The organism is Amycolatopsis decaplanina DSM 44594, from assembly GCF_000342005.1.
GTDB lineage: Bacteria > Actinomycetota > Actinomycetes > Mycobacteriales > Pseudonocardiaceae > Amycolatopsis > Amycolatopsis decaplanina.
In genome coordinates, this window is the sequence record NZ_AOHO01000079.1 from 1 (window position 1) to 22,183 (window position 22,183).

Annotated in this window: 25 protein-coding genes and 1 tRNA gene; 12 read left to right on the forward strand and 14 right to left on the reverse strand. The window is 69.2% G+C overall.

Annotated features, from left to right (window positions below; genetic code table 11):
- Positions 1 to 38 precede the first annotated feature (38 nt).
- Genes H074_RS36165 through nth form a run of 4 tightly spaced genes read right to left on the reverse strand, consistent with a single transcriptional unit; the run spans position 39 to position 3,210 of the window.
- The gene (locus H074_RS36165; RefSeq protein ID WP_007035061.1) at positions 39 to 1,223 is read right to left on the reverse strand and encodes a MarP family serine protease; all 1,185 of its coding nucleotides are present in this window, start codon (positions 1,221 to 1,223) and stop codon (positions 39 to 41) included.
- Positions 1,224 to 1,229: 6 nt separating this feature from the next.
- Positions 1,230 to 1,937: an NUDIX hydrolase gene (locus H074_RS36170; RefSeq protein WP_007035062.1), complete on the reverse strand. Its 708-nt coding sequence runs from the start codon at positions 1,935 to 1,937 to the stop codon at positions 1,230 to 1,232.
- Positions 1,934 to 2,530, reverse strand: a complete 597-nt coding sequence (locus H074_RS36175; RefSeq protein ID WP_007035063.1) for a TlpA family protein disulfide reductase — start codon at positions 2,528 to 2,530, stop codon at positions 1,934 to 1,936. The genes H074_RS36170 and H074_RS36175 overlap by 4 nt, the downstream gene beginning before the upstream one ends.
- Entirely contained in the window at positions 2,527 to 3,210 is a 684-nt protein-coding gene (nth, locus tag H074_RS36180) for an endonuclease III (protein WP_007035064.1), read from the reverse strand. The genes H074_RS36175 and nth overlap by 4 nt, the downstream gene beginning before the upstream one ends.
- Before the next feature lie 237 nt (positions 3,211 to 3,447).
- Here nth and H074_RS36185 point away from each other — a divergent pair, with 237 nt between their 5' ends.
- The 4 genes from H074_RS36185 (at position 3,448) to dnaN (ending at position 7,338) form a co-directional block, all read left to right on the forward strand.
- Positions 3,448 to 3,699, forward strand: coding sequence for a hypothetical protein (locus H074_RS36185; protein WP_005166943.1), 252 nt, complete (start codon positions 3,448 to 3,450; stop codon positions 3,697 to 3,699).
- Between the two features lie 159 nt (positions 3,700 to 3,858).
- Positions 3,859 to 4,533 carry a Crp/Fnr family transcriptional regulator gene (locus H074_RS36190; protein WP_003081747.1) on the forward strand — a complete coding sequence of 225 codons (675 nt, stop codon included), beginning with the start codon at positions 3,859 to 3,861 and terminating at the stop codon, positions 4,531 to 4,533.
- Between the two features lie 462 nt (positions 4,534 to 4,995).
- A complete protein-coding gene (locus H074_RS36195) occupies positions 4,996 to 6,258 on the forward strand; it encodes an MFS transporter (RefSeq protein WP_007035065.1) in 1,263 nt (420 codons plus the stop codon).
- 9 nt (positions 6,259 to 6,267) lie between these two features.
- Positions 6,268 to 7,338: a DNA polymerase III subunit beta gene (gene dnaN / locus H074_RS36200; RefSeq protein WP_007035066.1), complete on the forward strand. Its 1,071-nt coding sequence runs from the start codon at positions 6,268 to 6,270 to the stop codon at positions 7,336 to 7,338.
- 86 nt (positions 7,339 to 7,424) lie between these two features.
- On the opposite strand, the gene H074_RS36205 is transcribed toward dnaN, so the two are convergent.
- The 7 genes from H074_RS36205 to H074_RS40050 all read right to left on the reverse strand — a co-directional run bounded on the left by H074_RS36205 (position 7,425) and on the right by H074_RS40050 (position 11,790).
- Positions 7,425 to 7,676: a glutaredoxin family protein gene (locus H074_RS36205; RefSeq protein WP_007035067.1), complete on the reverse strand. Its 252-nt coding sequence runs from the start codon at positions 7,674 to 7,676 to the stop codon at positions 7,425 to 7,427.
- Positions 7,673 to 8,443 (reverse strand): MBL fold metallo-hydrolase, encoded by a 771-nt coding sequence (locus H074_RS36210; protein ID WP_007035068.1) that lies wholly within the window; start codon positions 8,441 to 8,443, stop codon positions 7,673 to 7,675. Before H074_RS36210 ends, H074_RS36205 begins: the two co-directional genes overlap by 4 nt.
- Entirely contained in the window at positions 8,440 to 9,252 is an 813-nt protein-coding gene (locus tag H074_RS36215; RefSeq protein WP_007035069.1) for an NUDIX hydrolase, read from the reverse strand. Before H074_RS36215 ends, H074_RS36210 begins: the two co-directional genes overlap by 4 nt.
- Positions 9,253 to 9,341: 89 nt before the next feature.
- A complete protein-coding gene (locus H074_RS36220) occupies positions 9,342 to 10,493 on the reverse strand; it encodes a hypothetical protein (RefSeq protein ID WP_007035070.1) in 1,152 nt (383 codons plus the stop codon).
- Between the two features lie 38 nt (positions 10,494 to 10,531).
- Positions 10,532 to 11,161, reverse strand: a complete 630-nt coding sequence (locus H074_RS36225; protein ID WP_007035071.1) for a hypothetical protein — start codon at positions 11,159 to 11,161, stop codon at positions 10,532 to 10,534.
- A complete protein-coding gene (locus H074_RS36230; protein WP_007035072.1) occupies positions 11,161 to 11,616 on the reverse strand; it encodes a RidA family protein in 456 nt (151 codons plus the stop codon). The genes H074_RS36225 and H074_RS36230 overlap by 1 nt, the downstream gene beginning before the upstream one ends.
- 12 nt (positions 11,617 to 11,628) lie before the next feature.
- Positions 11,629 to 11,790: a Sp36 family protein gene (locus H074_RS40050; protein ID WP_005166970.1), complete on the reverse strand. Its 162-nt coding sequence runs from the start codon at positions 11,788 to 11,790 to the stop codon at positions 11,629 to 11,631.
- 284 nt (positions 11,791 to 12,074) lie between these two features.
- On the opposite strand from H074_RS40050, the gene H074_RS42435 reads away from it, so the two are divergent.
- Genes H074_RS42435 through bagB form a run of 4 tightly spaced genes read left to right on the forward strand, consistent with a single transcriptional unit; the run spans position 12,075 to position 14,742 of the window.
- The gene (locus tag H074_RS42435) at positions 12,075 to 12,293 is read left to right on the forward strand and encodes an esterase/lipase family protein (protein WP_007035073.1); all 219 of its coding nucleotides are present in this window, start codon (positions 12,075 to 12,077) and stop codon (positions 12,291 to 12,293) included.
- Positions 12,294 to 12,337: 44 nt separating this feature from the next.
- A complete protein-coding gene (locus H074_RS36240) occupies positions 12,338 to 12,586 on the forward strand; it encodes a hypothetical protein (RefSeq protein WP_007035074.1) in 249 nt (82 codons plus the stop codon).
- Between the two features lie 21 nt (positions 12,587 to 12,607).
- Positions 12,608 to 13,612 carry an ATPase BagA gene (gene bagA, locus H074_RS36245; protein WP_007035075.1) on the forward strand — a complete coding sequence of 335 codons (1,005 nt, stop codon included), beginning with the start codon at positions 12,608 to 12,610 and terminating at the stop codon, positions 13,610 to 13,612.
- Positions 13,612 to 14,742: an ATPase BagB gene (gene bagB, locus H074_RS36250; protein ID WP_007035076.1), complete on the forward strand. Its 1,131-nt coding sequence runs from the start codon at positions 13,612 to 13,614 to the stop codon at positions 14,740 to 14,742. Before bagA ends, bagB begins: the two co-directional genes overlap by 1 nt.
- 63 nt (positions 14,743 to 14,805) lie before the next feature.
- Here bagB and H074_RS36255 read toward each other — a convergent pair whose 3' ends face one another.
- Positions 14,806 to 15,123 (reverse strand): WhiB family transcriptional regulator, encoded by a 318-nt coding sequence (locus H074_RS36255; RefSeq protein ID WP_007035077.1) that lies wholly within the window; start codon positions 15,121 to 15,123, stop codon positions 14,806 to 14,808.
- A 350-nt stretch (positions 15,124 to 15,473) separates the two neighbouring features.
- Here H074_RS36255 and H074_RS36260 point away from each other — a divergent pair, with 350 nt between their 5' ends.
- From H074_RS36260 to H074_RS36270, 3 genes are all read left to right on the forward strand, one after another.
- On the forward strand, positions 15,474 to 17,645 hold the full coding sequence (locus H074_RS36260; RefSeq protein ID WP_007035078.1) for a transglycosylase domain-containing protein: 2,172 nt from the start codon (positions 15,474 to 15,476) through the stop codon (positions 17,643 to 17,645).
- A 269-nt stretch (positions 17,646 to 17,914) separates the two neighbouring features.
- A complete protein-coding gene (locus H074_RS36265; protein WP_039924370.1) occupies positions 17,915 to 18,856 on the forward strand; it encodes a metallophosphoesterase in 942 nt (313 codons plus the stop codon).
- A 29-nt stretch (positions 18,857 to 18,885) separates the two neighbouring features.
- A tRNA-Pro gene (locus H074_RS36270) sits at positions 18,886 to 18,959 on the forward strand.
- Between the two features lie 436 nt (positions 18,960 to 19,395).
- On the opposite strand, the gene H074_RS36275 is transcribed toward H074_RS36270, so the two are convergent.
- Positions 19,396 to 20,088, reverse strand: a complete 693-nt coding sequence (locus H074_RS36275) for a class I SAM-dependent methyltransferase (protein WP_007035080.1) — start codon at positions 20,086 to 20,088, stop codon at positions 19,396 to 19,398.
- Positions 20,089 to 20,127: 39 nt separating this feature from the next.
- Between H074_RS36275 and H074_RS36280 the strand changes: the two genes are divergently transcribed.
- A complete protein-coding gene (locus H074_RS36280; protein WP_007035081.1) occupies positions 20,128 to 21,972 on the forward strand; it encodes a prolyl oligopeptidase family serine peptidase in 1,845 nt (614 codons plus the stop codon).
- 16 nt (positions 21,973 to 21,988) lie between these two features.
- On the opposite strand, the gene H074_RS36285 is transcribed toward H074_RS36280, so the two are convergent.
- Positions 21,989 to 22,174: a 2-hydroxymuconate tautomerase gene (locus tag H074_RS36285; protein WP_007035082.1), complete on the reverse strand. Its 186-nt coding sequence runs from the start codon at positions 22,172 to 22,174 to the stop codon at positions 21,989 to 21,991.
- Between the last annotated feature and the right edge of the window lie 9 nt (positions 22,175 to 22,183).

Consider the following 22,183-nt stretch of genomic DNA (forward strand, 5'->3'; position numbering starts at 1 on the left):
CCCGCCAGCCGCGTTCCCAACCTCTCAGGTCAGTACACCTAGTTAGCGCAGGGACCGGTCGAAGTGTTCGCGCTCAGCGCCGGAGCCGTGTCCACCACCGGCCGCACCTGCTCCGAAGTCAGCGTGAAACCGGTCTCCGGATCCTCGACGGCCGCGCCGAAGACGACCCCGATGACCTCGCCCTCGGGGTTGATCATCGGCCCGCCCGAGTTGCCGCTGCGGACCTGCCCGCGCACAGTGAACACGTCGCGCTGCACGGTGTTGGACTCGTAGATGTCCGGTCCGCGCAGGTTGATCCGGCCGCGCACCCTGGCCGGTGTCGCGGTGTACGGGCCGTCGAGCGGGTAGCCGAGCACGATCGCGTTGTCGCCGGACCGCGCGACCCGCGGCGTGAACGGGAGCACCGGCGCCTGCAGCCTCGGCACCGCGAGCACGGCCACGTCGGCCTCGGGGTCGAAGTAGACGACCCTGGCCGGGAACTTGCCCGAAGTGGACTCGATGGCGACCTCGTCGGTTCCCGCGACGACGTGCGCGTTCGTCATCACGCGCTGCGGCGCGACGACGAATCCGCTGCCTTCCAGCGCCCGCGAGCACGAAGTCGCGTTGCCGCGGATCTTCACGACACTGCGGTGCACCTGTTTGACGATCGCGCTCGCCTGCAGCGCGGTGTCCGGCGGGCTGGTGTCCTCGACGTTCGGCTTCTGGAACGGGTCCACGATGGCCGGGAAGCCCGACGCGTCCAGCAGTTTGCGCAGTTCGCTCGGGAAGCCCTGCGCCGCTTCCGGCATGACGTCGTTGACACCACCGAGCACGACCGAGCTGTTGATCGACTTCGCCAGCCCCGGTACCCCGGAGACGGCCGTGAGCGGCGTCGCGATCAGCCAGGCGACCACGAACACCACCGCGGCCTGCACCACCGCGCCGAGTGTCTTGTCGACGCCGGAAAGCTTGTCCGGGTTGATCTTCTGACGCAGTTTCCGGCCGGCCCAGACACCGAGGGTCTCGCCGAGCGCGACCAGGAACACCACGGTCGCCACCGCGAAGGCGACCTTCGCCGCCGGATGCTCGAAGAGCTCGACGACAAGCGGCGCGATCTTGATCCCCGCGAGGGCACCGAGCACCACCCCGACCAGCGAGGGGAGGGCGATGATCACCCCTTGGAACGCGCCGGACACGCCCGCCAGCAACGCGAGCAGGATCACCAGTACGTCGACCCAGTTCACCGGCGCCTACTCCTTCTCCGGCACTTGCCGCCCGTCGACCCGCGCCTGATGTTCGGCCAACGCTACGTCAAGCTCCCGGACGTCGCCGTGGTCCCAGTCCCGTTCCCAGCCGCCGAGCGACAACGTCATCGCCAGCAGGCCGCCCGTGAAACCCCAGACGAACATCCCGCCGACGTCGAACGCGGGGCCCTTCCAGTCGTAGCCCTCGCGCCTGACCTGGAACCGGTTGGCCGGGTCGGTGAGCTCGGCGACCGGCACCCTGGCCACCGCCGCCGTCTCGCCGGGGTCGACGGCGTGCACCGGGGACGGTGTCCGCCAGTGGGCGAGCACCGGCGTCACGGCGAAGCCGGACACGGGCACGAACAGTTCGGGGAAGATCGCCACCGGCAGCACGCCGCCGGGTTCGACGCCGGTCTCCTCCTCCGCCTCGCGCAACGCGGTGCCGACCGGCCCGTCGTCGCCCGGCTCGGCGCCCCCGCCGGGGAAGCTGACCTGACCGGCGTGCGAGCCGAGCGTGTCGGCGCGGCGCTGGAGCAGGACGTCCGGCCCCTGCGGGCCCTCTCCGAAGAGCATCAGGACGGACGCGGACCGGTAGCTGGCGTCCGGCGGCACGCTGAACCGGCTGAAGGTGTCCGCGCCGACGTCGCCGCTGATTTTGACCAGCGGTTGCAACCAGGCGGGCACGGCCTCGGGGTCCACGAGGGGGCCGGTCATGGTGTCCCTTCCACAGCGGCGCGCACCTGGTCAGTGTTCAGGAAGACGCGTGGGTTCTCGATGAGCCGGACGTCTCCACCCGCCGTGACCAGGTACGTCGCCGGAAGAGAGGAAGGGACCTTTAGTGCCGTCCGCGTCGGCCCTGACTGCCCGTCACCATCGAACACGGACGGCAGCCGGACCCCCAGGTCGGACAGCATCGCCAGCCCGTCGGCCCCGGAACTCGCGACCTGGACGAGGAGCACGCGCGCGGCACCCGGCTGCGTGGCGTACCGCTGGAGCAACGGCAGTTCGGCACGGCACGGCTCGCACCACGACGCCCACAGGTTGACCAGCACGGGACCACCCGAAAGCACCTTGGCGAGGTCGACCCGGGAGCCGTCGCCAAGGCATTCGACGTCGACTCCGCGCAGCTTCGCCACCTCACCCGGCCCGGGCGGCGGGCAAGGCCCGAGCGCGGCCTTCGCGCGGGCGGCCGTGAGATCCCCCGACGTCTTGACCGGCGCCTGGCCGTCACGGGTCGTGAGCAACGCGACTATCAGGGCAACCACCAGCACAGCGGCACCGAGGGCGAACTTGGTGACTCTCGTCACCGGCGTGCCGCCAGATCCAGGATGTGGTCGCGCTCTTCACCTTTGACGAGCTTCGCGGCCTCTTCGAACCCTGTCGGGCCGGTTCCGAACGAAGGGCACATCTTGGCCAGCGGACAAGCGCCGCAGGCGGGTTTGCGGGCGTGACAGACGCGACGGCCGTGGAAGATCGTCCGGTGCGAGAGGAGCGTCCACTCCTTGCGCGGGATGAGCTCACCGACGGCGTGCTCCACCTTGACCGGGTCCTCTTCCTCGGTCCAGCCCCAGCGGCGGACCAGACGTCCGAAATGGGTGTCGACGGTGATCCCGGGGACCCCGAAGGCGTCACCGAGCACGACGTTGGCCGTCTTGCGGCCGACACCCGGCAGCGTGACGAGGTCCTTCAGCTTCCCGGGCACTTCGCCGTCGTAACGCTCCACCAGCGCGGCGCCCAGTCCCATCACCGAGTTCGCCTTGGCCCGGAAGAACCCCGTCGGCCGGAGATACTCCTCGAGTTCGGCGCGATCGGCGCCGGCGTAGTCGGCGGCGGTCCGGTAGCGCGCGAAGAGCGCGGGCGTGACCTGATTCACGCGGACGTCGGTGGTCTGCGCCGACAGCACGACCGCGACCAGCAGTTCGAGTGGGGTGGTGAAGTCAAGCTCACAGTGCGCGTCCGGGAACTCGTCGTCGAGGCAACGCTTCATCCGCCTGGCGCGTCTCACCAATGCGAGCCGGCTTTCACCCTCGCCCCCCGCGCGGGGGGCATTGGTGAGGGCAGGAGGCACCCGGATAGCCTACGGGCGCCATCGGACGAGCCAGTGGGAGCACCCGCCGGTCGACGTCCGACACGCCAGAGCACCACCTCGGCGCTTCGATCGAGGACGCCATGAGCGAGGATCTGGAGTAATGCACAACTTTTCGGAATTCCCTGGGCAGGGCGCATGACCGTCTGGTTCGTCATCCTCGTCCCCTTGGTGATCATGTTCTTCGCACTGTTCATGGAACGCGTGGAGACCAGGCTCAAGCACGTCGCGGTGCAGGAGAACGAGGTCGAGGAGTTCCTCGAGCAGGCTCAGCCCAACGAGGTCAGGGCCCTTTACGGGCACGGCATCGGGCGCGCGCTCGAGCTTTTCCGGCTGCGCAGGCTGGGCGGGAAGGCGGCCAGGCTTCGCGCGCGACGCGTGCGGAGTTAGGCTCCACGTTCGAGCGAGATCATTCCCGGCCCGCGCGCGCGTTCGGCGTGCCGACGAGCGATCTCGCGCGCACGACCTAGACTGACGCGAAAAGTGATCGACGACACGGTCCTCGCCCGATGAGGATCGACGTCGTATCTCGATGAGGAGGCACCCGAGGTGGACGAAACCCTGGCCCGAGCGGGCATTTTCCAGGGTGTTGAGCCAGCAGCCGCCGAGGCGCTGGCACAGACCTTGGAATCCGTGGAGTTCCCTCGCGGGCATGTCATCTTCAACGAGGGTGAACCCGGCGACAAGCTTTACATCATCCAGTCCGGCAAGGTGAAGATCGGCCGCAAGTCACCCGACGGCCGCGAGAACCTGCTGGGCATCTTCGGCCCGTCCGACATGTTCGGCGAGCTGTCCATTTTCGACCCCGGCCCGCGGACGTCCAGCGCGACGACCGTGACCGAGGTCCGCGCGGTGACGATGGACCGCCCGGCGCTGCGGCAGTGGATCTCCACCCGCCCGGAGATCGCCGAGCAGTTATTGCGCGTGGTCGCCCGTAGGCTGCGCCGGACGAACAACATGGTCGCCGAGCTGATCTTCACCGACGTCCCCGGACGCGTGGCGCGTGCGCTGCTGCAGCTGGCGCAGCGCTTCGGCAGCCAGGAGGCCGGTCTGCTGCGGGTCACGCACGACCTGACGCAGGAAGAGATCGCCCAGTACGTCGGCGCTTCGCGCGAGACCGTCAACAAGGCTCTCGCGGACTTCGCGCACCGTGGCTGGCTGCGACTCGAGGGCAAGAGCGTCCTGATCCTGGACCCGGAGCGCCTGGCGCGCCGCGCCCGCTAGTTTCCCAGCACGCAATTCGGCACCTGGTTGCGGTACTCGCACACGCAAGTACCGCAAGCAGGTGCCGAATTGCGTTCCGGATACAACGAAGAGCCGGGCGCCACCCCCGACGTGGCGCACCGGCTCTTCGCTGTGCGCGGACCATCCCCCGACGATCCGCGCTCCCCGCCCTCCGGAACAAGGCCCCGACCCGTACGCCGGAGGGAGCTGGAGACTGTGTGTTGTCGTACAACCATCCACGGCCATCGGCCGTGAACTCAAGCTCTTTCACTCTCAAGGACGCCATCCGCGTCGATTTGTTGCCCCGAATGCGCCAGAATCAGCCGACTGTTACCTGATCGTGACGAACCTTGGGGTGCTTCAAGCTCCTTAGTACCCCGAAACCAGGGGTGACAAACCTTACCGCCGCAGATCTGGTACTTGCGTACCAAAGTAGTCATACTGGTACGCGTGTCCCAGTCTGTGTCCGCTTCCGCCGAGAGCCACCGCACCTCCCTCGCCGATTACCGTGCCGCGCTGACCGCGCCCGGATCCCGCGGGGCGGTGATCGCGTCCCTGCTCGCCCGCCTGCCGATCGCGATGATCGGCATCTCCGCGCTGCTCTACGTCCAACGCGAGACGGGCTCCTTCGCCGCGGCCGGGCTGGTGTCTGCCGGGTCGCTGGTGGGCGTCTCCGTCGGCGCGGTCGTGCAGGGACGGCTCATCGACCGCTTCGGGCCGACAAGGCCGCTGTTGACCACCACGATGCTGTTCGCGCTGGCGATGACCGGACTGGTGTCCGCGATCGAGGCGCACGCGCCGACACTCGTGCTGGTCCCGCTCGCCTTCGGCACCGGGATCACCGAACCGATGGTCGGTTCGGCTTCGCGGGCGCTGTGGACACGACTGCTGCCCGCCGGGCCGACACGGAACGCCGCGTTCTCCTACGAGGCGATCAGCATGGAGGTCTTCTTCATCCTCGGCCCCGGGTTCGCGGGGCTGCTGATCGCCGCGCCGTGGGCGGGCACCGGCATCGTGACCGGCTCGCTGACGATGATCGCGGGCGCGGTGCTGTTCGCGCTGAGCCCGACGGTGCGGGCCTGGGGCCCGTCGCCGTCGTCGGGCGGCAAACTGCTCGGCGCGCTGGCCAGCCCCGGGATGCGCACGCTCGCGGTCGCCGCGCTGGGCTTCGGTGCCGTGATCGGCTTCGTCGAGGTCGCCGTCCCCGCGGCCGCCACCGAGGCGGGGAACACGTCCATCGGCGGCCTGCTGCTCTCGGCCTGGTCGGTCAGTTCGGTCGCGTTCGGTGTCGCGTACAGCCTGCGCCCGTGGCCGCGTCAGATGGGCCTGCGGCTGCCGGTGCTGCTTGCCGGCTTCGGCGCCCTGGTGGCGCTGCTCGCGCTGCCGGGCTCGCTCTGGGGCCTGGCGCTCGCCATGCTCGCCGCGGGCGCGCTCATCACGCCGCAGTCGACGACGCATTCGGCGGCCATCGAGATCGCCGCGCCGAAGGGCACGGCGGCCGAGGCGTTCGGCTGGGTGCTCACCGCGGTGACCCTCGGTCTCGCGTTCGGGCAGTCGATCAGCGGCTACCTCGTCGAGCACGCCGGACACGAAGCGGCGTTCCTCGCCGCCGGCGGTGTCGGGTTCGCGCTCGCCGCGGTGGTGTGGCTGCTGCGCGGCACTTTCCGCCCTCAGCCGTCCGGAGCCGTCGCCGAAGCCCCAGAACTTGTCGGTGCCGCCCGCTAGCTTGCGGGCATGGATCTGACCGCCGCCACCCGCCCCCTCTCGTCCGCCGTTTCCGCCGCCGCACGGCTGCTCACGGCCCGCTCCGGCCTGCTTCTGCGTGCTGGAAAGGAAGGGCTGACCGTCGGCGGCAACGACAGCGAACGAGCGGTCCGCCTCACCGGCGAGGCCATGGTCCACACCGACGGTGAGGTCCTCGTCCCCGCCGGGCCGCTCGCGGAGACGCTGCGCATGCTCGAAGACGACCTGGTGCGCCTGGTCGTCGAGGGTTCACGGCTGGCCGTGCGGGTGGAGGGCGGCCGCTACGCGCTGCCCCTGCTGAGCCGCGAGCTGCACCCAGGACTCCCCGAGATGCCACCCAAAGTGTCCGAAGTGGACGGTGCCGCCCTGGCGACGGCATTGCGCACCGTCGCCGGCACGGCGGCGAAGGACGACGCGCTGCCGATGTTCACCGGCGTCCGCGTGCAGAGCTTCAGCCGTGAGCTGCGGCTGACGGCGTCCGACCGGTACCGGATGGCCGTGGCCACCCTGCCGCTGCTTTCCGAAGGGGAGCCGATCGACGCGCTCGTCCCGGCCGGTCTGCTCGCCGAGACGGCGAAGCAGGCGCGCGGCACCGTCGGCCTGCACGGCGACAGGACCCGTTTCGGGTTGAGCTGGGCCGGAGTCGCGGTCACCACCGCCGTGCTCGACGCGGGATTCCTGTCGGAGAAGCTGGTCGAGTCGTCCACTGTGGACACGACAGTCGAGGTCTCCGCCGACGCGCTGGCCGCCGCCGTGCGCCGGGTGGGCGTCTACGCGGACGATCGCCGGGTGCTGACGCTGGAGGTCGGCGACGCGCACCTGCGGCTGGCCAGCGCCAAGCAGAACACCGGAGAGGCCGAGGAAACGCTGAAGGCCGAGGTGTCCGGCGGCCGGACGTCGCCGTCGTTCCAAGCGCGCTACCTGCTGGACGCGCTGCAGGGTTTCGCCGGGGAACGGGTGCGGCTCGACATCCAGCCCGGGATGCGGGCCTGCGTCATCCGCGCGGTGGAGCCAGGCGATGTCGCGCTCACCTACTACGTGATGCCGATGCTTCCGCGCTGACACCGGCACCCAGTACATGATGGCCCCCTTCCTTGCGCCTGGCGCAAGGGAGGGGGCCATCATGTACTTCAGCTGCCCACGAGGAGTCAGGCGGAAGCGGCCTTCACAGCGGCCTCGATCTCGGCGAACGAAGGGTTCACCATCGCCTTCGAGCCCACGAAGACCGTCGGCACGACCTCGTTCCCGTTCGCCACCGAACGCACGCGCGCGGCGGCGTCCGGGTCCTCCCAGATGTTGACCCTCTTCACCTTGAAGCCGCTCTTCGACAGCGGCCGCTCCAGCGCGGCGCAGAACCCGCATCCGGGGCGCCAGTAGAACTCGACCTCGACGTCACTCATTCGCCGTCCTCCGACCTCAGGTAGTCCAACTGCGCCCGCACACTCCATTCGGCGGGCGCCCACAAAGCCTGGTCGACGTCGGCGTAGACGACCTCGACCACCTGGCGCGGAGTGGCGTCCGCGCCGAGCGTCTCCAGTGCCGAACGCACCTGGTCGAGCCGTTCTTCCCGGTGCGTCAGGTATTCACGCGCGGTCGCGGCCAGGTCGGGCAGTTCCGGGCCGTGTCCCGGCAGACCGGTGGTGCCGCCCGGCAGCCCGATGAGTTTCCGCAGCGAGCGCAGGTAGTCGCCGAGGTCATGCAGCACAGTGGTGCCGCGGCCGAGGATGGTGTCACCGGTCAGGATCTGCCCTTCGGACACGAGGCAGATCGAATCGCCGGTGTGTCCTGGCGTGTGCAGCACCGACAGCCGAAGGCCGCCGACCTCGATGACCTCACCGTCCACAAGGGACTTACCGCCGATGCAGAGCGACTCGTCGAAGGCCCGCACCGGGGCGCCGGCGCGCTCGGCGAACCAGGGCGCGCCCTCGGCATGGTCGGGGTGGTGGTGGGTCAGGACGATCAGCTCGACGGCGCCGGTTTCCGCCAGCAGTGTCAGATGCTCGATGTCCTCGTGACCGGGGTCGACGACCACGGAACCGGACGCGCCTGCCCCCCGCAGCACCCAGGAATTGGTGCCCTCCAACGTCATCGACGACGGATTGTGCTCCAGCAGCACGGAAGCCGTCGGCGTGACCTGGCGCAGCACGCCGTACGCGGGGGCGCTCACGCCGGGTCCAGGACGACACGGATCTTGTCGCCTTCGCGCACCAGCGTCGGCATGATCTTCGAGATCTCGCGCTCGACGGCCTGCGCCGTGGCCGCCGACTCGAACTCGCCCAGTTCCGCGAGCGTGATCCAGGTCGGTGGCATGAGCATGCGGCGCCCTTCCTTGGCATCGGCGATGGCCTCTTCGGGCCGTTGCCAGCCGGAGCCGACGGCCTCGGAGGTGGCGCTGTCCGCCTGCTGTCCCTCGGGCAGCACGGCGACGAAGAAGCAGGTGTCGTAGCGGCGCGGTTCCTGCGGCGGGGTGACCCAGTTCGCCCACGGGCGCAGGAGATCCGCGCGCAGCGTCAGGCCGTTCGCCTCGAGAAACGCGGCGAGTGAGAGTTCGCGGGAGACCAGCTTTTCGCGGGCGTCGTGGTACGGCGTCGTATCGGTGACGACGGTGTCCCCGGTGCTCGCGAGGAGCACACCCGACTCCTCGAACGTCTCCCGCACGGCCGCGCACACCAGGGCGCGGGCCAGTGATTCGTCGCAGCCGAAGCGTTCCGCCCACCACGCCGGCTCCGGGCCCGCCCAGCTCACCGAGGCGTCGACATCGCGGGAATCCACGCCGCCACCGGGGAAGACGGTCATCCCGCCCGCGAACGGCATGCCCTTCACCCGATGCTGCAGGAAGACCTCGACGCCGTCGGCGCCATCGCGGAGGAGGATCACGGTCGCCGCGTCCTTGGGTGTCACCGGCTCGCCGTCGGCGTTGGCGCGGGTGCCCACCCCGGCCCCCACCGGGATGTCGAATGTCAGTTCTTCAGCCACACCCGCAACCTAACATCGCGATTCGGCACCTGGTTGCGGTCGTTGCGCGTGCAACTACCGCAATCAGGTGCCGAATTGCGTGGGACCTGCTAGGACCAGCTCGAACCGCTGCTGCGCGAAGCGCCGTTCAGCCGGATCTTCGCCGCTTCGGCACGCTCCCGTTCGGCGAGCTCGGCGTGCAGCTCGCGCAGGAGCGCGCGGTCGCGCTCGCTCAGGCTGGGGTCGTCGAGGTCGAGAGCGGGCAGCTCGACGACCTCGTGCATGCTCGGCTTGCCCGAGGCGATCTCGCGGCCCTTTTCGGGGTCCTCCTTGAGCGCCTGGCGCAGCTGCGCCACCTCGGCCGGGGTCAGGTCGGCCGTGCGCTCGGCGCGGGTCTCCGCCCGTGACTTGCGCGGCGGCACCGACTCCGAAGAAGACGACGACGGCGTCGCCGTCGCGGGCGTCTGCTGCACGATCGGCACCACCGGCGCGATCGGCTCGACCGGTTCGTGGCCGCCGCTGCTCACCGGCCGCAGCCCGTGCCTGCTCGGCTGCGCCTTGACCGGCTCGGGAGCCGGGGCGGGAGCGGGCGGCGGGGTCACCGGCTCGGACCGAAAGTCACTGGAGTGGGTACTCCCGGTGACCCAGACGGGACTCGCGGCCGAAGACGCGGCCTGGTGGTACGCGGACCGCGCGACGCCGGGTCCCGCGACCTCGACGACCGAACGGATTCCCGCGCGGCGAAGCGCGGTATCCACGCGGAACGCGACCGCGGGCGGGTTGCCCTCCGGGCCGATCTCGACCAGGACCACCCGCTGCGGCAGCGCGCCGGGCACACTGCCGGCGGGCGTGTTCCGCCACACCGCGTGCACCGACCGGACGTCCGGCAGCACCTGCAGGGTGCGGTCGAGCGCCTCGGCGAGGCCGAATTCGGGCTGGTTCTCGCCGGTGAACCGGTGGGTGAGCACCGGCTCGTCCTCCTCGACGACCAGCAGGTCGTTCGCCAGGGTGGCGTCGGACCTGCTCATCTCGAGGACGAGCGCGAGTTCACGCTGTTCGGAGGAGCTCACCGGGATCTTCCCCGCGATCAGGGTGCCGGTGGTGAGCTCCACCGCTTCGTCGATGTGCGCACGCGCGATCAGCTCACGCGCTTCGGTCAAAGCACTGTCGTCGATACGACCCGCCAGGGCCAGTAACAGGTTGTGCAGGCGCAGGGGCACCGAGAACCCGTCCATGGGCGGGCCGTCGTGGACCTCCACCATTGCTCTGCTCCCTCCCGGCTCGCCTGGTGGAGCGAGCGTTAAGCGGCGACCAGCCGACTTCCGGTGTCCACCGCGCCCACACAGATCAGCTCGGAGTCGGCGAGCGCGGCGCGGTGATAGCCGGTGAGGTCGATGCTCGGCGGGAGAACCTCGACACCGGGCTCCTCGTCACCCAGCACGCGCAGGACGCGCTGCAGTTCGCCGGTCAGCCTCGGCAGCCCGTTCGTCGCCGTGACCAGGAGGACTCGTTTCGCCCCACCCTCGCCGACCACACCGAGGTGTCGCCAGCTTTGCCGCACTTCACCCACATCCGGCCGTCCCCGCAACGTCGCGTGGATCAATACGGACACAGAGTCGACGGAGTTCACCCATTCGGGCGCACTCTGCGTGAATGTGTACCTGGTCTCGGTGACGTCGTCTACCCCCAGGGTGGAACTCACCTGATGCCAGTCGGCTCCGTGAGGAATGAGCCCGGCGACTAGCAGGCGATACTCGGTTTGATCCAGGTCGATCCTGTGCTTAAGCAAAGACCTGGGCAGGGTCCGCGCGAGTGTGCCCATCGCGCCTTCGCCCAGCCAGTCACGGAACCGCCACAGGAGCTGGTCCGGCAGCCGGCCGGCCAGCCGGAGCAGGAGCTCGTGCGAGGACCGCTCGATGTCCGGGTCCATCACTTCACCTCCACGATCAGTTCGATCTCGACCGGCGCCCCGATCGGCAGCTCGGCGACGCCGACGGCCGAGCGGGCGTGGATGCCCGCCTCGCCGAAGATCTCGCCGAGCAGCTCGGACGCCCCGTTGATCACCGCGGGCTGGCCGGTGAAGCCCTCCGCGGACGCCACGAACCCGACGACCTTGACCACCCGCACGACATTATCGATGCCGGCGACCGAGTCGACCGCGGCGAGGGCGTTGAGGATCGACGTCCGCGCGTACTGCTTCGCCTCTTCGGGGCTGACCTCGGCGCCGACCTTGCCGGTCGCTTCGAGCTCGCCCTTGACGAAGGGCAGCTGCCCGGCCGTGTAGACGTGCGAACCGGTGCGGACGGCGGGCACGTAGGCCGCCAGCGGGGCGGCGACGCCTGGCAGTTCGATACCGAGCTCGGCGAGTCGATCGCTCCAGGTCATGGCTTCAATCCCTCAGTTCTTCGCTCGTTTGAGGTAGGCGACGTGCTGCTCGCCGGTCGGGTTCGGGAGCACGGTGACGAGCTCCCAGCCGTCCTCGCCCCACTGGTCGAGGATCTGCTTGGTGGCGTGGATCAACAGGGGGACGGTCGCGTACTCCCACTTGGTGGCGCTCATGTCCGGGAGCGTAGCCAAACCGGCAAGGGCGCCCGACACACATGCGGAAAACCCTCTCGCGGACGGTTCGCCGATTTCCCGCCGATGTGGTCCACTTCACACCTACTCGGGGGTAGTTAGTACGTTGACATGCGGACAACGAAGTCCCTCGTCACCGCCTGCCTGGTCGTGGTCGTTGCCCTGATCGCGCCCCACCCGCGAACGCCGACGAGGAACTGTCCGTCCCGTGGACACTCGCCGCGGCCCTGCCCGCAAAGGCGGCGAGTCCCGGCGGCCCGCCGCCGATGGAGCAGAGCGCGAAGGAACTGTCGGCGTTCGTCGACGAGGTCCTCGGCGCGACCGGCGTGTCCAAGGTGGACATCCTCGGGCATTCCGAAGGCACGCTGACGCCTTCCTATTACGTGAAGTTCCTCGGCGGCGCGTCCAAAGTGGACAAGTACGCGCTCGCCACCGCGCTGGGACTCGCGCCCGGGTTCCGTGTCGTGAGTGGTAAGTCGCGTTAGAACGCGACTTACCACTCACGAGCCCACGCGCTACCGTCGATTCCATGGAGACCTGGCGCGTGGTCGCGACCGTCCTGCTCGCCGCGGCCGGGTTGCCGCTGGTGCCGGTCCTGATGGCCAAGGCGCGGGACCGCGCGGACAGCTCGGCGGCGGTCGCGATCACCGGCGCGGTGACCTTCGTGGTCCTCCTGCTGATCGGTGTGGTGATGCTCACGGTGCTGCCCGGCGTCCTGACCTGGGCCATCGTCGCGGTCGTCGCCGCTGCGCTCGGCGTCATGATGCTGGCGAGCTGAACCCTCAATTAGGGTGGACCGGTGAGCACTCCCCTTGCCGGCTGGACCGACGAACTCGCGAGAGCCAGGCTGCATTTCGTCACCGGCAAGGGCGGGACGGGCAAGACCACGCTCGCCGCCTCGCTGGGCCTCGCGCTCGCCAAGGGCGGGCGCCGAGTGCTGCTGATCGAGGTCGAGGGCCGCCAGGGCATCGCCCAGCTCTTCGACACCGAGCCGTTGCCGTACGCCGAGCAGCGCATCGCGGCCGTTCCCGGCGGCGGCGAACTGCGTGCCCTGCACATCGACGTCGAGGCCGCGCTCCTCGAATACTTCGAGATGTTCTACAACCTCGGCTTCGCGGGGCGGACGCTGCGGCGGATGGGCGCGATCGAGTTCGCCACCACGCTCGCGCCGGGCCTGCGCGACGTCCTGCTCACCGGGAAGATCAAGGAATGCGTCGGCCGGACCGAATCGGACGGCCGCCACACCTACGACGCCGTCGTGGTCGACTCGCCGCCCACCGGCCGGGTCGTGAAGTTCCTCGACGTCACCAAGGCGCTGACCGACCTCGCCAAGACCGGCCCGATCCGCGGCCAGGCCGACGGCGTCGTGCGGCTGCTGCACTCCGGTGAGACCGCCGTCCACCTGGTGACCCTGCTGGAAGAGATGCCGGTGCGGGAGACCGTCGAAGCGGTCGCCGAACTCGACGGCGCCGACCTGCGCCCCGGCGCGGTGCTGGTCAACCGGGTCCGCCCGCCGCGGCTGCCCGCCCGCTCGGTGACCGCCGCCGCGGACGGCCGCGTCGACGCCTCGCGCGTCCGCGCCGGGCTCGTGTCGGCCGGTCTCGACCTGCCCGAAAGCACTCTCGACGCGCTGGTCGAGGAGACCGTCGAGCACGCCGTTCGGGTCGCGGCCGAGCAGCGCGCCCGCGAGCAACTGTCCGAAGCGGACTTGCCGGGTCTCGAACTGCCGGATCTGACCGACGGCGTCGACGTCGCGGCGCTCTACGACCTCGCCGAAGCGCTGACCGAGCAGGGGGTGCGCTGATGTCGGACGTCCTGGAGGTCGACAAGCTGATCGACGATCCGGAGAGCCGGGTCATCGTGTGCTGTGGTTCCGGCGGGGTCGGCAAGACGACCACCGCGGCGGCGCTGGCGTTGCGCGCGGCCGAACGCGGGCGGCAGACGGTGGTGCTCACCATCGACCCGGCGCGGCGATTGGCGCAGGCGCTCGGCCTGCGCGAACTGGGCAACCATCCGAAGCAGGTGCAGGTCGAAGGCTTCGAGCCCAAGGGCGAACTCTGGGCGATGATGCTCGACATGCGCCGCACCTTCGACGACATGGTGCGCGTGCACGCCGGCCCGGAACGCGCCGAGCAGCTGCTGCAGAACCCCTTCTACCAGACCATTTCCACGTCGTTCTCCGGTACGCAGGAGTACATGGCGATGGAGAAGCTGGGGCAGCTCGCGGCCACCGACGAGTGGGATCTGATCGTCGTCGACACGCCGCCGAGCCGGTCCGCGCTGGACTTCCTCGACGCACCGACGCGGCTTTCCAGCGCGCTCGACGGCCGGATGATCCGGCTCCTCACCGGACCGGCCAAAGCGGGCGGCTGGGGTTTGCGCAAGGTCGTCAACGCCGGTTTCTCGATGTTCGCGAAAGCCGTCTCGACGATCATCGGCGGCCAGTTGCTGACCGACGCTTCGGCGTTCATGCAGGCCTTCGACAGCATGTTCGGCGGGTTCCGCGAACGCGCGCGCAAGACCTCAGAGCTACTGCGGTCCGGCGGGACGTCGTTCCTCGTGGTGGCCGCGCCGGAACCGGACGCGCTGCGCGAGGCGTCCTACTTCGTGGAGCGGCTTTCGGAGGAGAGCATGCCGCTGGCGGGGCTGGTCGCGAACCGGACGCATCCGGTGCTCGCCCCGCTGTCCAGCGTGGAAGCCATCGCGGCCGCCGAGCAGCTCGCGAAGGGCGAGACCAGCGCTCCGCTGGCCGAAGCCGTCCTTCGCCTGCACGCGGACCGAGTCGCACTGGCCGATCGAGAGACGCGGCTGCTCGCCAGGTTCACGCGGGCGCATCCCGAGGTCCCGCTGGTGCGGGTGCCCGCGCTCCCCAGTGACGTGCACGATCTCGCAGGCCTGAGAGACATCGGCACGCGCCTGGCCACCCAGTCCTGATCCTCCGTGAAGGACCTCTTCCCCACCTTGGACTCGGGGAAGGGGCCCTTCACGGAGTCATGATCACGAGACTCGGACGCGTACGTGTTCCTCTTCGTCGATCCCGGTGAAACTGCGCTTCGCCGCTTCAAGCAGGTCCGCCCAGCTGGAAACGTCCGGCCGCCGCCGCAGCAGCGCCCGCCGTTCCCGTTCGGTCATACCTCCCCAGATGCCGAAGTTGATCCGGCCATCGAGCGCTTCGGCGAGGCATTCCGTCCTGACCGGGCAACCGAGGCAGACCGCCTTGGCCCGGTTCTGTTCCGCCCCCCGGACGAACAAACCGTCCGGATCGGTGTCGCGGCACGACGCATTGACTCGCCAGCTCGACTGGTTGGTTTCCATACCCCCAGCTCCCTACCCTGGTGTTCGACACACCACGGGAGGACGAAAAGCCTGCGCTCCTGCCCCCATGAGCGTGTCTCCCTGTGTGCTCACGTCGGTTGAGCCGGCACCTCCCCGGTGCCGGTGCCTCCGTTCGGCCGAATGCGACTGCCGCTCGCACTCACCCGTCTGTCGGCTTTTTCATACGTGAGACGTTGACGGACTGTAAGGGCCCTCGGTTCCCTCCGCCAAGCCCTAGAATGCCTCCGACTACCATCCGTCACCCCATGGGGTCGGTTTCGTAACCGAATCCACACCTACAGCGAGGTGACGTCACGGTGGGCTAACGGGATCCGCGTACCCTGGTCCGCGTGCGCAAAACGGACGGTCTGCTGAAGCTCATTGGCCTTTGTGTGCTCGCGGGGGTGCTGGTCGCGGGGATGTTGTTCCCGGTGGCGGGTGCCGCGGGGGTGCTTTCCAATCAGGCGAGCGAGACCGTCGACAAGACATCTTCGGACCTCGCGGACATTCCGCCGCCCCTGGTGACGACGATCACCGACAACACCGGCGAACAGATCGCGACGCTGTACAAGCAATTCCGCATCCCCACCACCGAGACTCAGATCAACGACGCCATGAAGTGGGCGCTGATCTCGGTCGAGGACAAGCGCTTCTACGAGCACAACGGGGTGGACTGGAAGGGCACGCTGCGCGCGGCGGTCAGCAACAGCACCGGCGGGGACACGCAGGGCGCGTCGACGCTGACCCAGCAGTACGTCAAGAACTACTTGATCAACGTCGTCTACCGGGACGACAAGCCGGGCCAGAAGCGCGCACAGGAACAGTCGGTCGCCCGGAAACTGAAGGAAGCCCGGATCGCGATCCAGCTGGAAACCAAGCTGAACAAGATGCAGATCTTGACCGGCTACCTGAACGTCGTCGAGTTCTCGCGCGAAATCTACGGCGTCGGCGCCGCCGCGAACGCGTACTTCAACACGCCCGTCGAGAAGCTCACGGTGCCGCAGGCGGCGCTGCTGGCCGGTCTGGTGAACAACCCGATCGTCAACGACCCGTGGAAGAACCCGGCGAAGGCGACCGAACGCCGCAACCTGGTGCTGGACCGCATGGTCGACAACCAGAAGCTCGCGAAGGTGGACGCGGAACGGTTCAAGGCCGAGCCGCTCGGCGTCGTCGAAGGCGGTCCGCAGAAACCCGCTTCGAACTGCACCGGCGCCGGGACGGAAAACGGTTTCTTCTGCCAGTACGTCGAGGACTATCTCCTCAAGAACGGCATGACGAAGGACGATCTCTACACCGGCGGCTATCGGATCAAGACCACTTTGGACAAACGGGCGAACCACGAAGCCAAGATGTCGGCCGAAGCCCAGGTCAAGAAGACGCAGGAAAACGTCGCGAACACGCTTTCGCTGGTGAAGCCGGGCAAGCAGCGACACGAAGTCGTGGCGCTGGCGGCGAACCGTGACTACGGGCTGCACGAGGATCAGGGCCAGACGACGTTCGCGTTGCCTTCCGGCGTCTACAACACCGGCGGCGCCGGCTCGGCGTACAAGGTCTTCACCGCCGCCGCGGCGTTGGAAGCGGGCGTGGCCGGGATCAACAGTTCTCTGCCGGTGCCGGACTTCTACACCTCCAGCGTGTTCGCCGGCGGTGGCAACAAGTGCGCTCCGACAGGGCCTCCGCTGCGCTCCCGCTGGTACTGCCTCGGCAACGCGGGCGACTACAACCCCGCCGGTGGCGCCATGTCGATGCAGCAGGCGCTGGCGACCTCGCCGAACACAGCGTTCGTGGCCCTCGAAGAGAAAATCGGAAGCACCGGCCCGGTCGTGGAAATGGCGCGCAAGCTCGGCATGCGCGACACCATGGCCAGCAACCTCGGCGGTGGCGCCGTCGACCCGAAATCCGACAACCCCGGCGTCAACGCCAGTCAGCTCCAGGCCTTCGGCCCGAGGCCCGGTTGGGCAGGAAACGCCTCGTTCACCCTCGGCCCCGCCCCCCTGAGCGGCCTGGAACTGGCGAACGTCGGCGCCACGATCATGAGCGGTGGCGTCTGGTGCCCGCCGACCCCGCTGGCCGGCGTCACCGACCGGGACGGAAAGCCCGTGCCCGTCAAGGAAGCCGCTTGCGAGCAGGTGGTCCCCGAAGGTCTGGCGAACACCCTCGCCGTCGGGCTGAGCCGGGACAGCGCACCCGGCGGCACGTCGTCCGTCGCCGCGGGCGGCGCCGGGTGGAACCGGCCGGTGATGGGCAAGACCGGAACCACGCAGAACAACGGCTCGGGGACGTACCTCGGGGCCACCCCGCAGCTCGCAGGCGCGGCGATGGTGTTCCGTCCGAAGGGCGGAAACGGCGGCCTCTGCTACTTCGGACCTGGCAACGTACGCACCGGTGGCTGCAATCCGAACATGTTCGGCGGGAAGACGCCGGCGCAGACCTGGTTCGGGGCGATGTCGAAGATCCTCGAAGGTCAGGAAGCACTGCCGCTGCCGCAGCCGGACCCGAAATACATGGGTGGCGGACGCTGATCGACAACGGCCGCGTTCACCAGCGCAAATCACGATTAGTCACGAAAACTAACTTTAAGTGAGCGCCTGGCGGCCTAACGGGGAACATCGGCCGACGGGATCATGTCGACTGATCACGACACCCCGCCCCGACCACGGAAAGTGAAGAAAAGAGGCCATTCCAGCGATTTTCCCGGATCGCCGGAATGGGGGCGAACGATCACCACCGAAGAGCACGTAAACTGGACATTGTGAGCACGCTCAGTAACAAAAGTACTTCGGGGGCGACGATACGGCGCTTGGCCGTGGGAACCGTCGCCCTGGGAGCCGCGACCCTCGGTTACGCCGTCGGTGTCGAAAGGCGCCGGTGGACGCTTCGCACCGCGGAGCTCCCGGTCCTCGCGGCAGGGGCGAAGCCCTTCACGATCCTCCACATCTCGGACCTGCACATGCTCCCCGGTCACCTGAGCAAGCAACGCTGGGTAGCGGCGCTCGACGAGCTCGAACCGGACCTCGTCGTCAACACCGGTGACAACCTGTCACATCATCAGGCCGTCCCGTCGGTGCTGCGCGCACTCGGTCCTTTGCTCGACAGGCCCGGCGTGTTCATCTTCGGCAGCAACGACTACTACGCGCCGAAACCGAAGAACCCCGCCCGCTACCTCATGCCGAAGGGCAAGAAGAAGCGGATCCACGGCGAGCACCTGCCGTGGCGCGACCTCCGGGCGGCCTTCGTCGAACACGGCTGGAACGACCTCACCCACGTCCGCCGCACCATCGAGGTCGCCGACCAGTACGTGTTCACCGCCGGCGTCGACGACGCGCACCTCCACCGTGACCGCTACGCCGACATCGCGGGCCCGGCCGACACCGGCGCGGCGGTACGCATCGGTGTCACCCACTCCCCGGAACCCCGCGTCCTGGACGAGTTCGCCGGCGACGGCTACGACCTCGTCCTCGCGGGCCACACCCACGGCGGGCAACTCCGCGTCCCCGGCTACGGCGCGCTCGTCACCAACTGCGAACTCGACCGCACCCGCGCCCGCGGCGCGTCCCGCTGGGGTGCCCAGATGTGGCTCCACGTCTCCGCCGGACTGGGCACGTCGCCGTACGCCCCCGCCCGCTTCGCGTGCCCTCCCGAGGCGAGCCTGCTGAACCTCGTCCCACGGGGCACGACCAGCGCGAACCACCGGAACGCATCCCCCCGCAAAGCCCGAAACACCGTCCGCTAAACTTCTCCACGACCCGTTAAGCAGTACCCCGGGGTGTGGCGCAGCTTGGTAGCGTGCCTCGTTCGGGTCGAGGAGGTCGTGGGTTCGAATCCCGCCACCCCGACGTTGGATCGAAAGAGCCTTGCTCGCTTTTCGCGAGCAAGGCTCTTTCGCGTTGAGGCCTCGTACTTTTGACGTCGAGGTGTGTCGCGAAAGCCACTTTCGCGACGTCTGCTGTCTCGAAAGTGGCTTTCGCGACACCGCCATCGAACGGCCGAGAGCGAAGACGCTCAACGTCCCATAGGACATGCACCTCGCCGCACCGCGAAGGCCGCACCCGAGGACGCCAGCCCTGGCCGGCCCCCGCCACTCCCAGGGGGGCGACCCCGGACCCAGTCTATCGGCGCGAGGGGGCGGGACGGCCGGAAAGCGGGCCCGACGGGGGTAGCTGTCCACAACGGCGGGTGGGTGTGGACAACCGGGGTCAGGGGGACCGTCAGGGCCAGTGGGATAGGCGGGCCACGCAGTGCGGGCGGGTGTCAACAGCACGGCGGCGGGCGTCAGCGTGTGGCGAGGATTTCGGTCCAGCATTGGGCGAAATCACCGTCGCCCGAGCGCGCCCAGGACCAGGCCGAGCGGGCGGCCGAAGCGAGCTGGTCCCGGTCCGGGGTCGTCGCGGTTTCCAGCGCCGTCACCAGGCGCGCCTCCACAGACGTCGCCAGCGCCCGGTATGTCGTGTCCGTGCGGTAGCGGATTTTCGTTCGCACGTCGGTGAAACCGGCGGCCGCGACCGCGGCGGGCAGCGAGCGCCCGGCGAACGGGTCACCGCCCGCGCGGCGGCACAACAAGTAGTGTCCCCGGAGGGCGGCGTCGACGTTCGCCGTCTTCGGCCGGAGCCGCGCCCGGCTCCAGTCCGATGTGGACAGTGCGAGCGCTCCGCCCGGTTTGAGGACCCGCCGGAGCTCCGCCAGCGCGGCGCCCGGTTCCCTCAGGTGCTCGAAGACGGCGTGCGCGAAGACCACGTCCGCCGAAGCCTCGGCGAACGGCAACGCGCACACCTCCGCCAGTAAAAAGTCCACTGTGGACTTTCTGTGTCCGTTTCCGATACCGAGGGTGACCGAACCCGGCCCGCAGCCGACGTCGACGCACCCCATCCCCGGTCCGAACAGCGGTTGCGCGAACACGGCCCGCTCGACCGCCTGACGCGCGGACCGCGCGGACACCGCGGCGCGCGGCGCGTTTCCCTCCAGCACCCCGCACACAGTACGGCTCTCCAGTGGCAGGATCGAGGGGTGAGCACGCAGCCAGGCACTGAATATCCGTCCGCGGCGGTCCCGGACCGCCTGTTCGAAGACGCCGAAGCCGAGGCCAGGTGGCGGGCCCGCTTCCGCGCGCCGCGCATCTCGGTCCCCGAATGGGCCATCGACGCCCCGGACGCGAACGTCTACGTCTCCAACGCCAGCGGCGTCTGGGAGGTCTACTCCTGGGACCGCTCGACCGGCGAGCACCGCCGCGTCACCGACCGGCCCAACGGCACCATGCACGCGACCCCGTCCCCCGACGGCCGCTGGATCTGGTGGTTCAACGACACCGACGGCGACGAATTCGGTTCCTGGGTCCGGGAACCGTTCGCACCGGGAGCCGCCGCCGAGCGCGCGGTGCCGGACGTCCACGACGGCTACCCCGCCGGGCTCGAGATCGGTACCCGGGTGATCGCCGTCGGCGTCTCGACCGACGACGGCAGCGAACTCTTCGCCCGCATCGACGGCGAGACCACCAGCTTCTACCGGCACGAAGACGACGCCGGGATCGCCTCGTTGTCCCGCGACGAGTCGCTGCTCGCGATCTCCCACTCCGAGCACGGTGATTCGCGACACCCCGCGCTGCGCGTCCTGTCGACCGACGGCTTCACGACGGTCGCCGACAAGTGGGACGGCGAGGGCAAGGGCCTCGGCGCGCTGGAGTTCTCTCCGGTCGCGGGCGATCAGCGGCTGCTGGTGCTGCACGAGCGGCGCGGTCGCGAAGAACTCCTGATCTGGGACACCGCCGCGGACACCGAGCGGGAGATCGAGCTGGACCTGCCCGGCGAGGTGGTCGCCGGCTGGTACCCGGACGCACGGGCACTGCTGGTCGTCCACTTCCACCAAGGCCGCAGTTCCCTGCACCGGTACGACCTCGCGAGCGGCGAATTGTCCTCTTTGGACACACTGCCCGGCCGGATCGGCGGCGCCGGGGTTCGGCCCGACGGCACCGTCGAGTACTCGTGGTCCAGTGCCGCGCAGCCGACGGCCGTGCGTGCGCGGACAGTGAACGGCGAGGACTCGGTGCTCCTCGAACCGCCGGGCGAGCGCGCCCCGGAATCCGCACCGGTCACCGACGCGTTCGTCGACGGGATCGGCGGGCGGATCCACGCACTGGTCTCGCGTCCGGCCGACGCGCCCGAAGGTCCGCTCCCGACGGTCTTCTCCTTGCACGGCGGGCCGCACTCGGCCGACGAGGACCGGTTCTCCGCGTATCGCGCCGTATGGCTCGACGCCGGATTCGCCGTCGTCGAGGTCAATTACCGCGGCTCGACCGGGTACGGCTCGGCCTGGCGGGACGCCATCGAAGGCCGCCCCGGCCTGACCGAACTCGAAGACGTCGCCGCCGTGCACGACTGGGCTGTCCAAAGTGGACTCGCGGATCCGGCCAAATGCGTCGTTAACGGCGCCTCGTGGGGCGGCTACCTGAGCCTGCTGGCGCTGGGCACCCAGCCGGCGCGCTGGGCGGCGGGAATCGCCGGAGTGCCTGTCGCGGACTACGTCGCCGCGTACGAGGACGAGATGGAGCAGCTCCGCTCGTTCGACAGGGCGCTGTTCGGCGGTTCACCGGAAGCGGTGCCGGCGGTGTACCGGGAATGCTCGCCGATCACCTACGTCGAGGCCGTGGCGGCGCCGGTGCTGGTGCTCGCCGGGGACAACGACCCGCGCTGCCCGATCCGGCAGGTCGAGAACTACCTCGACAGGCTCGCGAAGCGGGAGATCCCGTTCGAGTTCTACCGGTTCGACGCGGGCCACGGATCGCTGGTGATCGCCGAGACGATCAAGCAGACCGCGATCGAGGTGTTCTTCGCGCAGCGGGCCGTCGGGCTTCGCTGACCCCGGCGAGCCGGGGTCAGCGCTCGGAGAAGAGAGTCCCGCCGGACGCCCAGTGTTCGGCGGGAATCTCGTTGATGGTCACCCACACGCCTTCGGGATTGCCGCCACAGGTGCGGACGAAGGCGTCGGTCACTTCGCGCACGAGGGCCTGCTTCTGCTCGGCCGTGCGGCCCAGGAACATCGAAACACTGATCATCGGCATGGACGAACT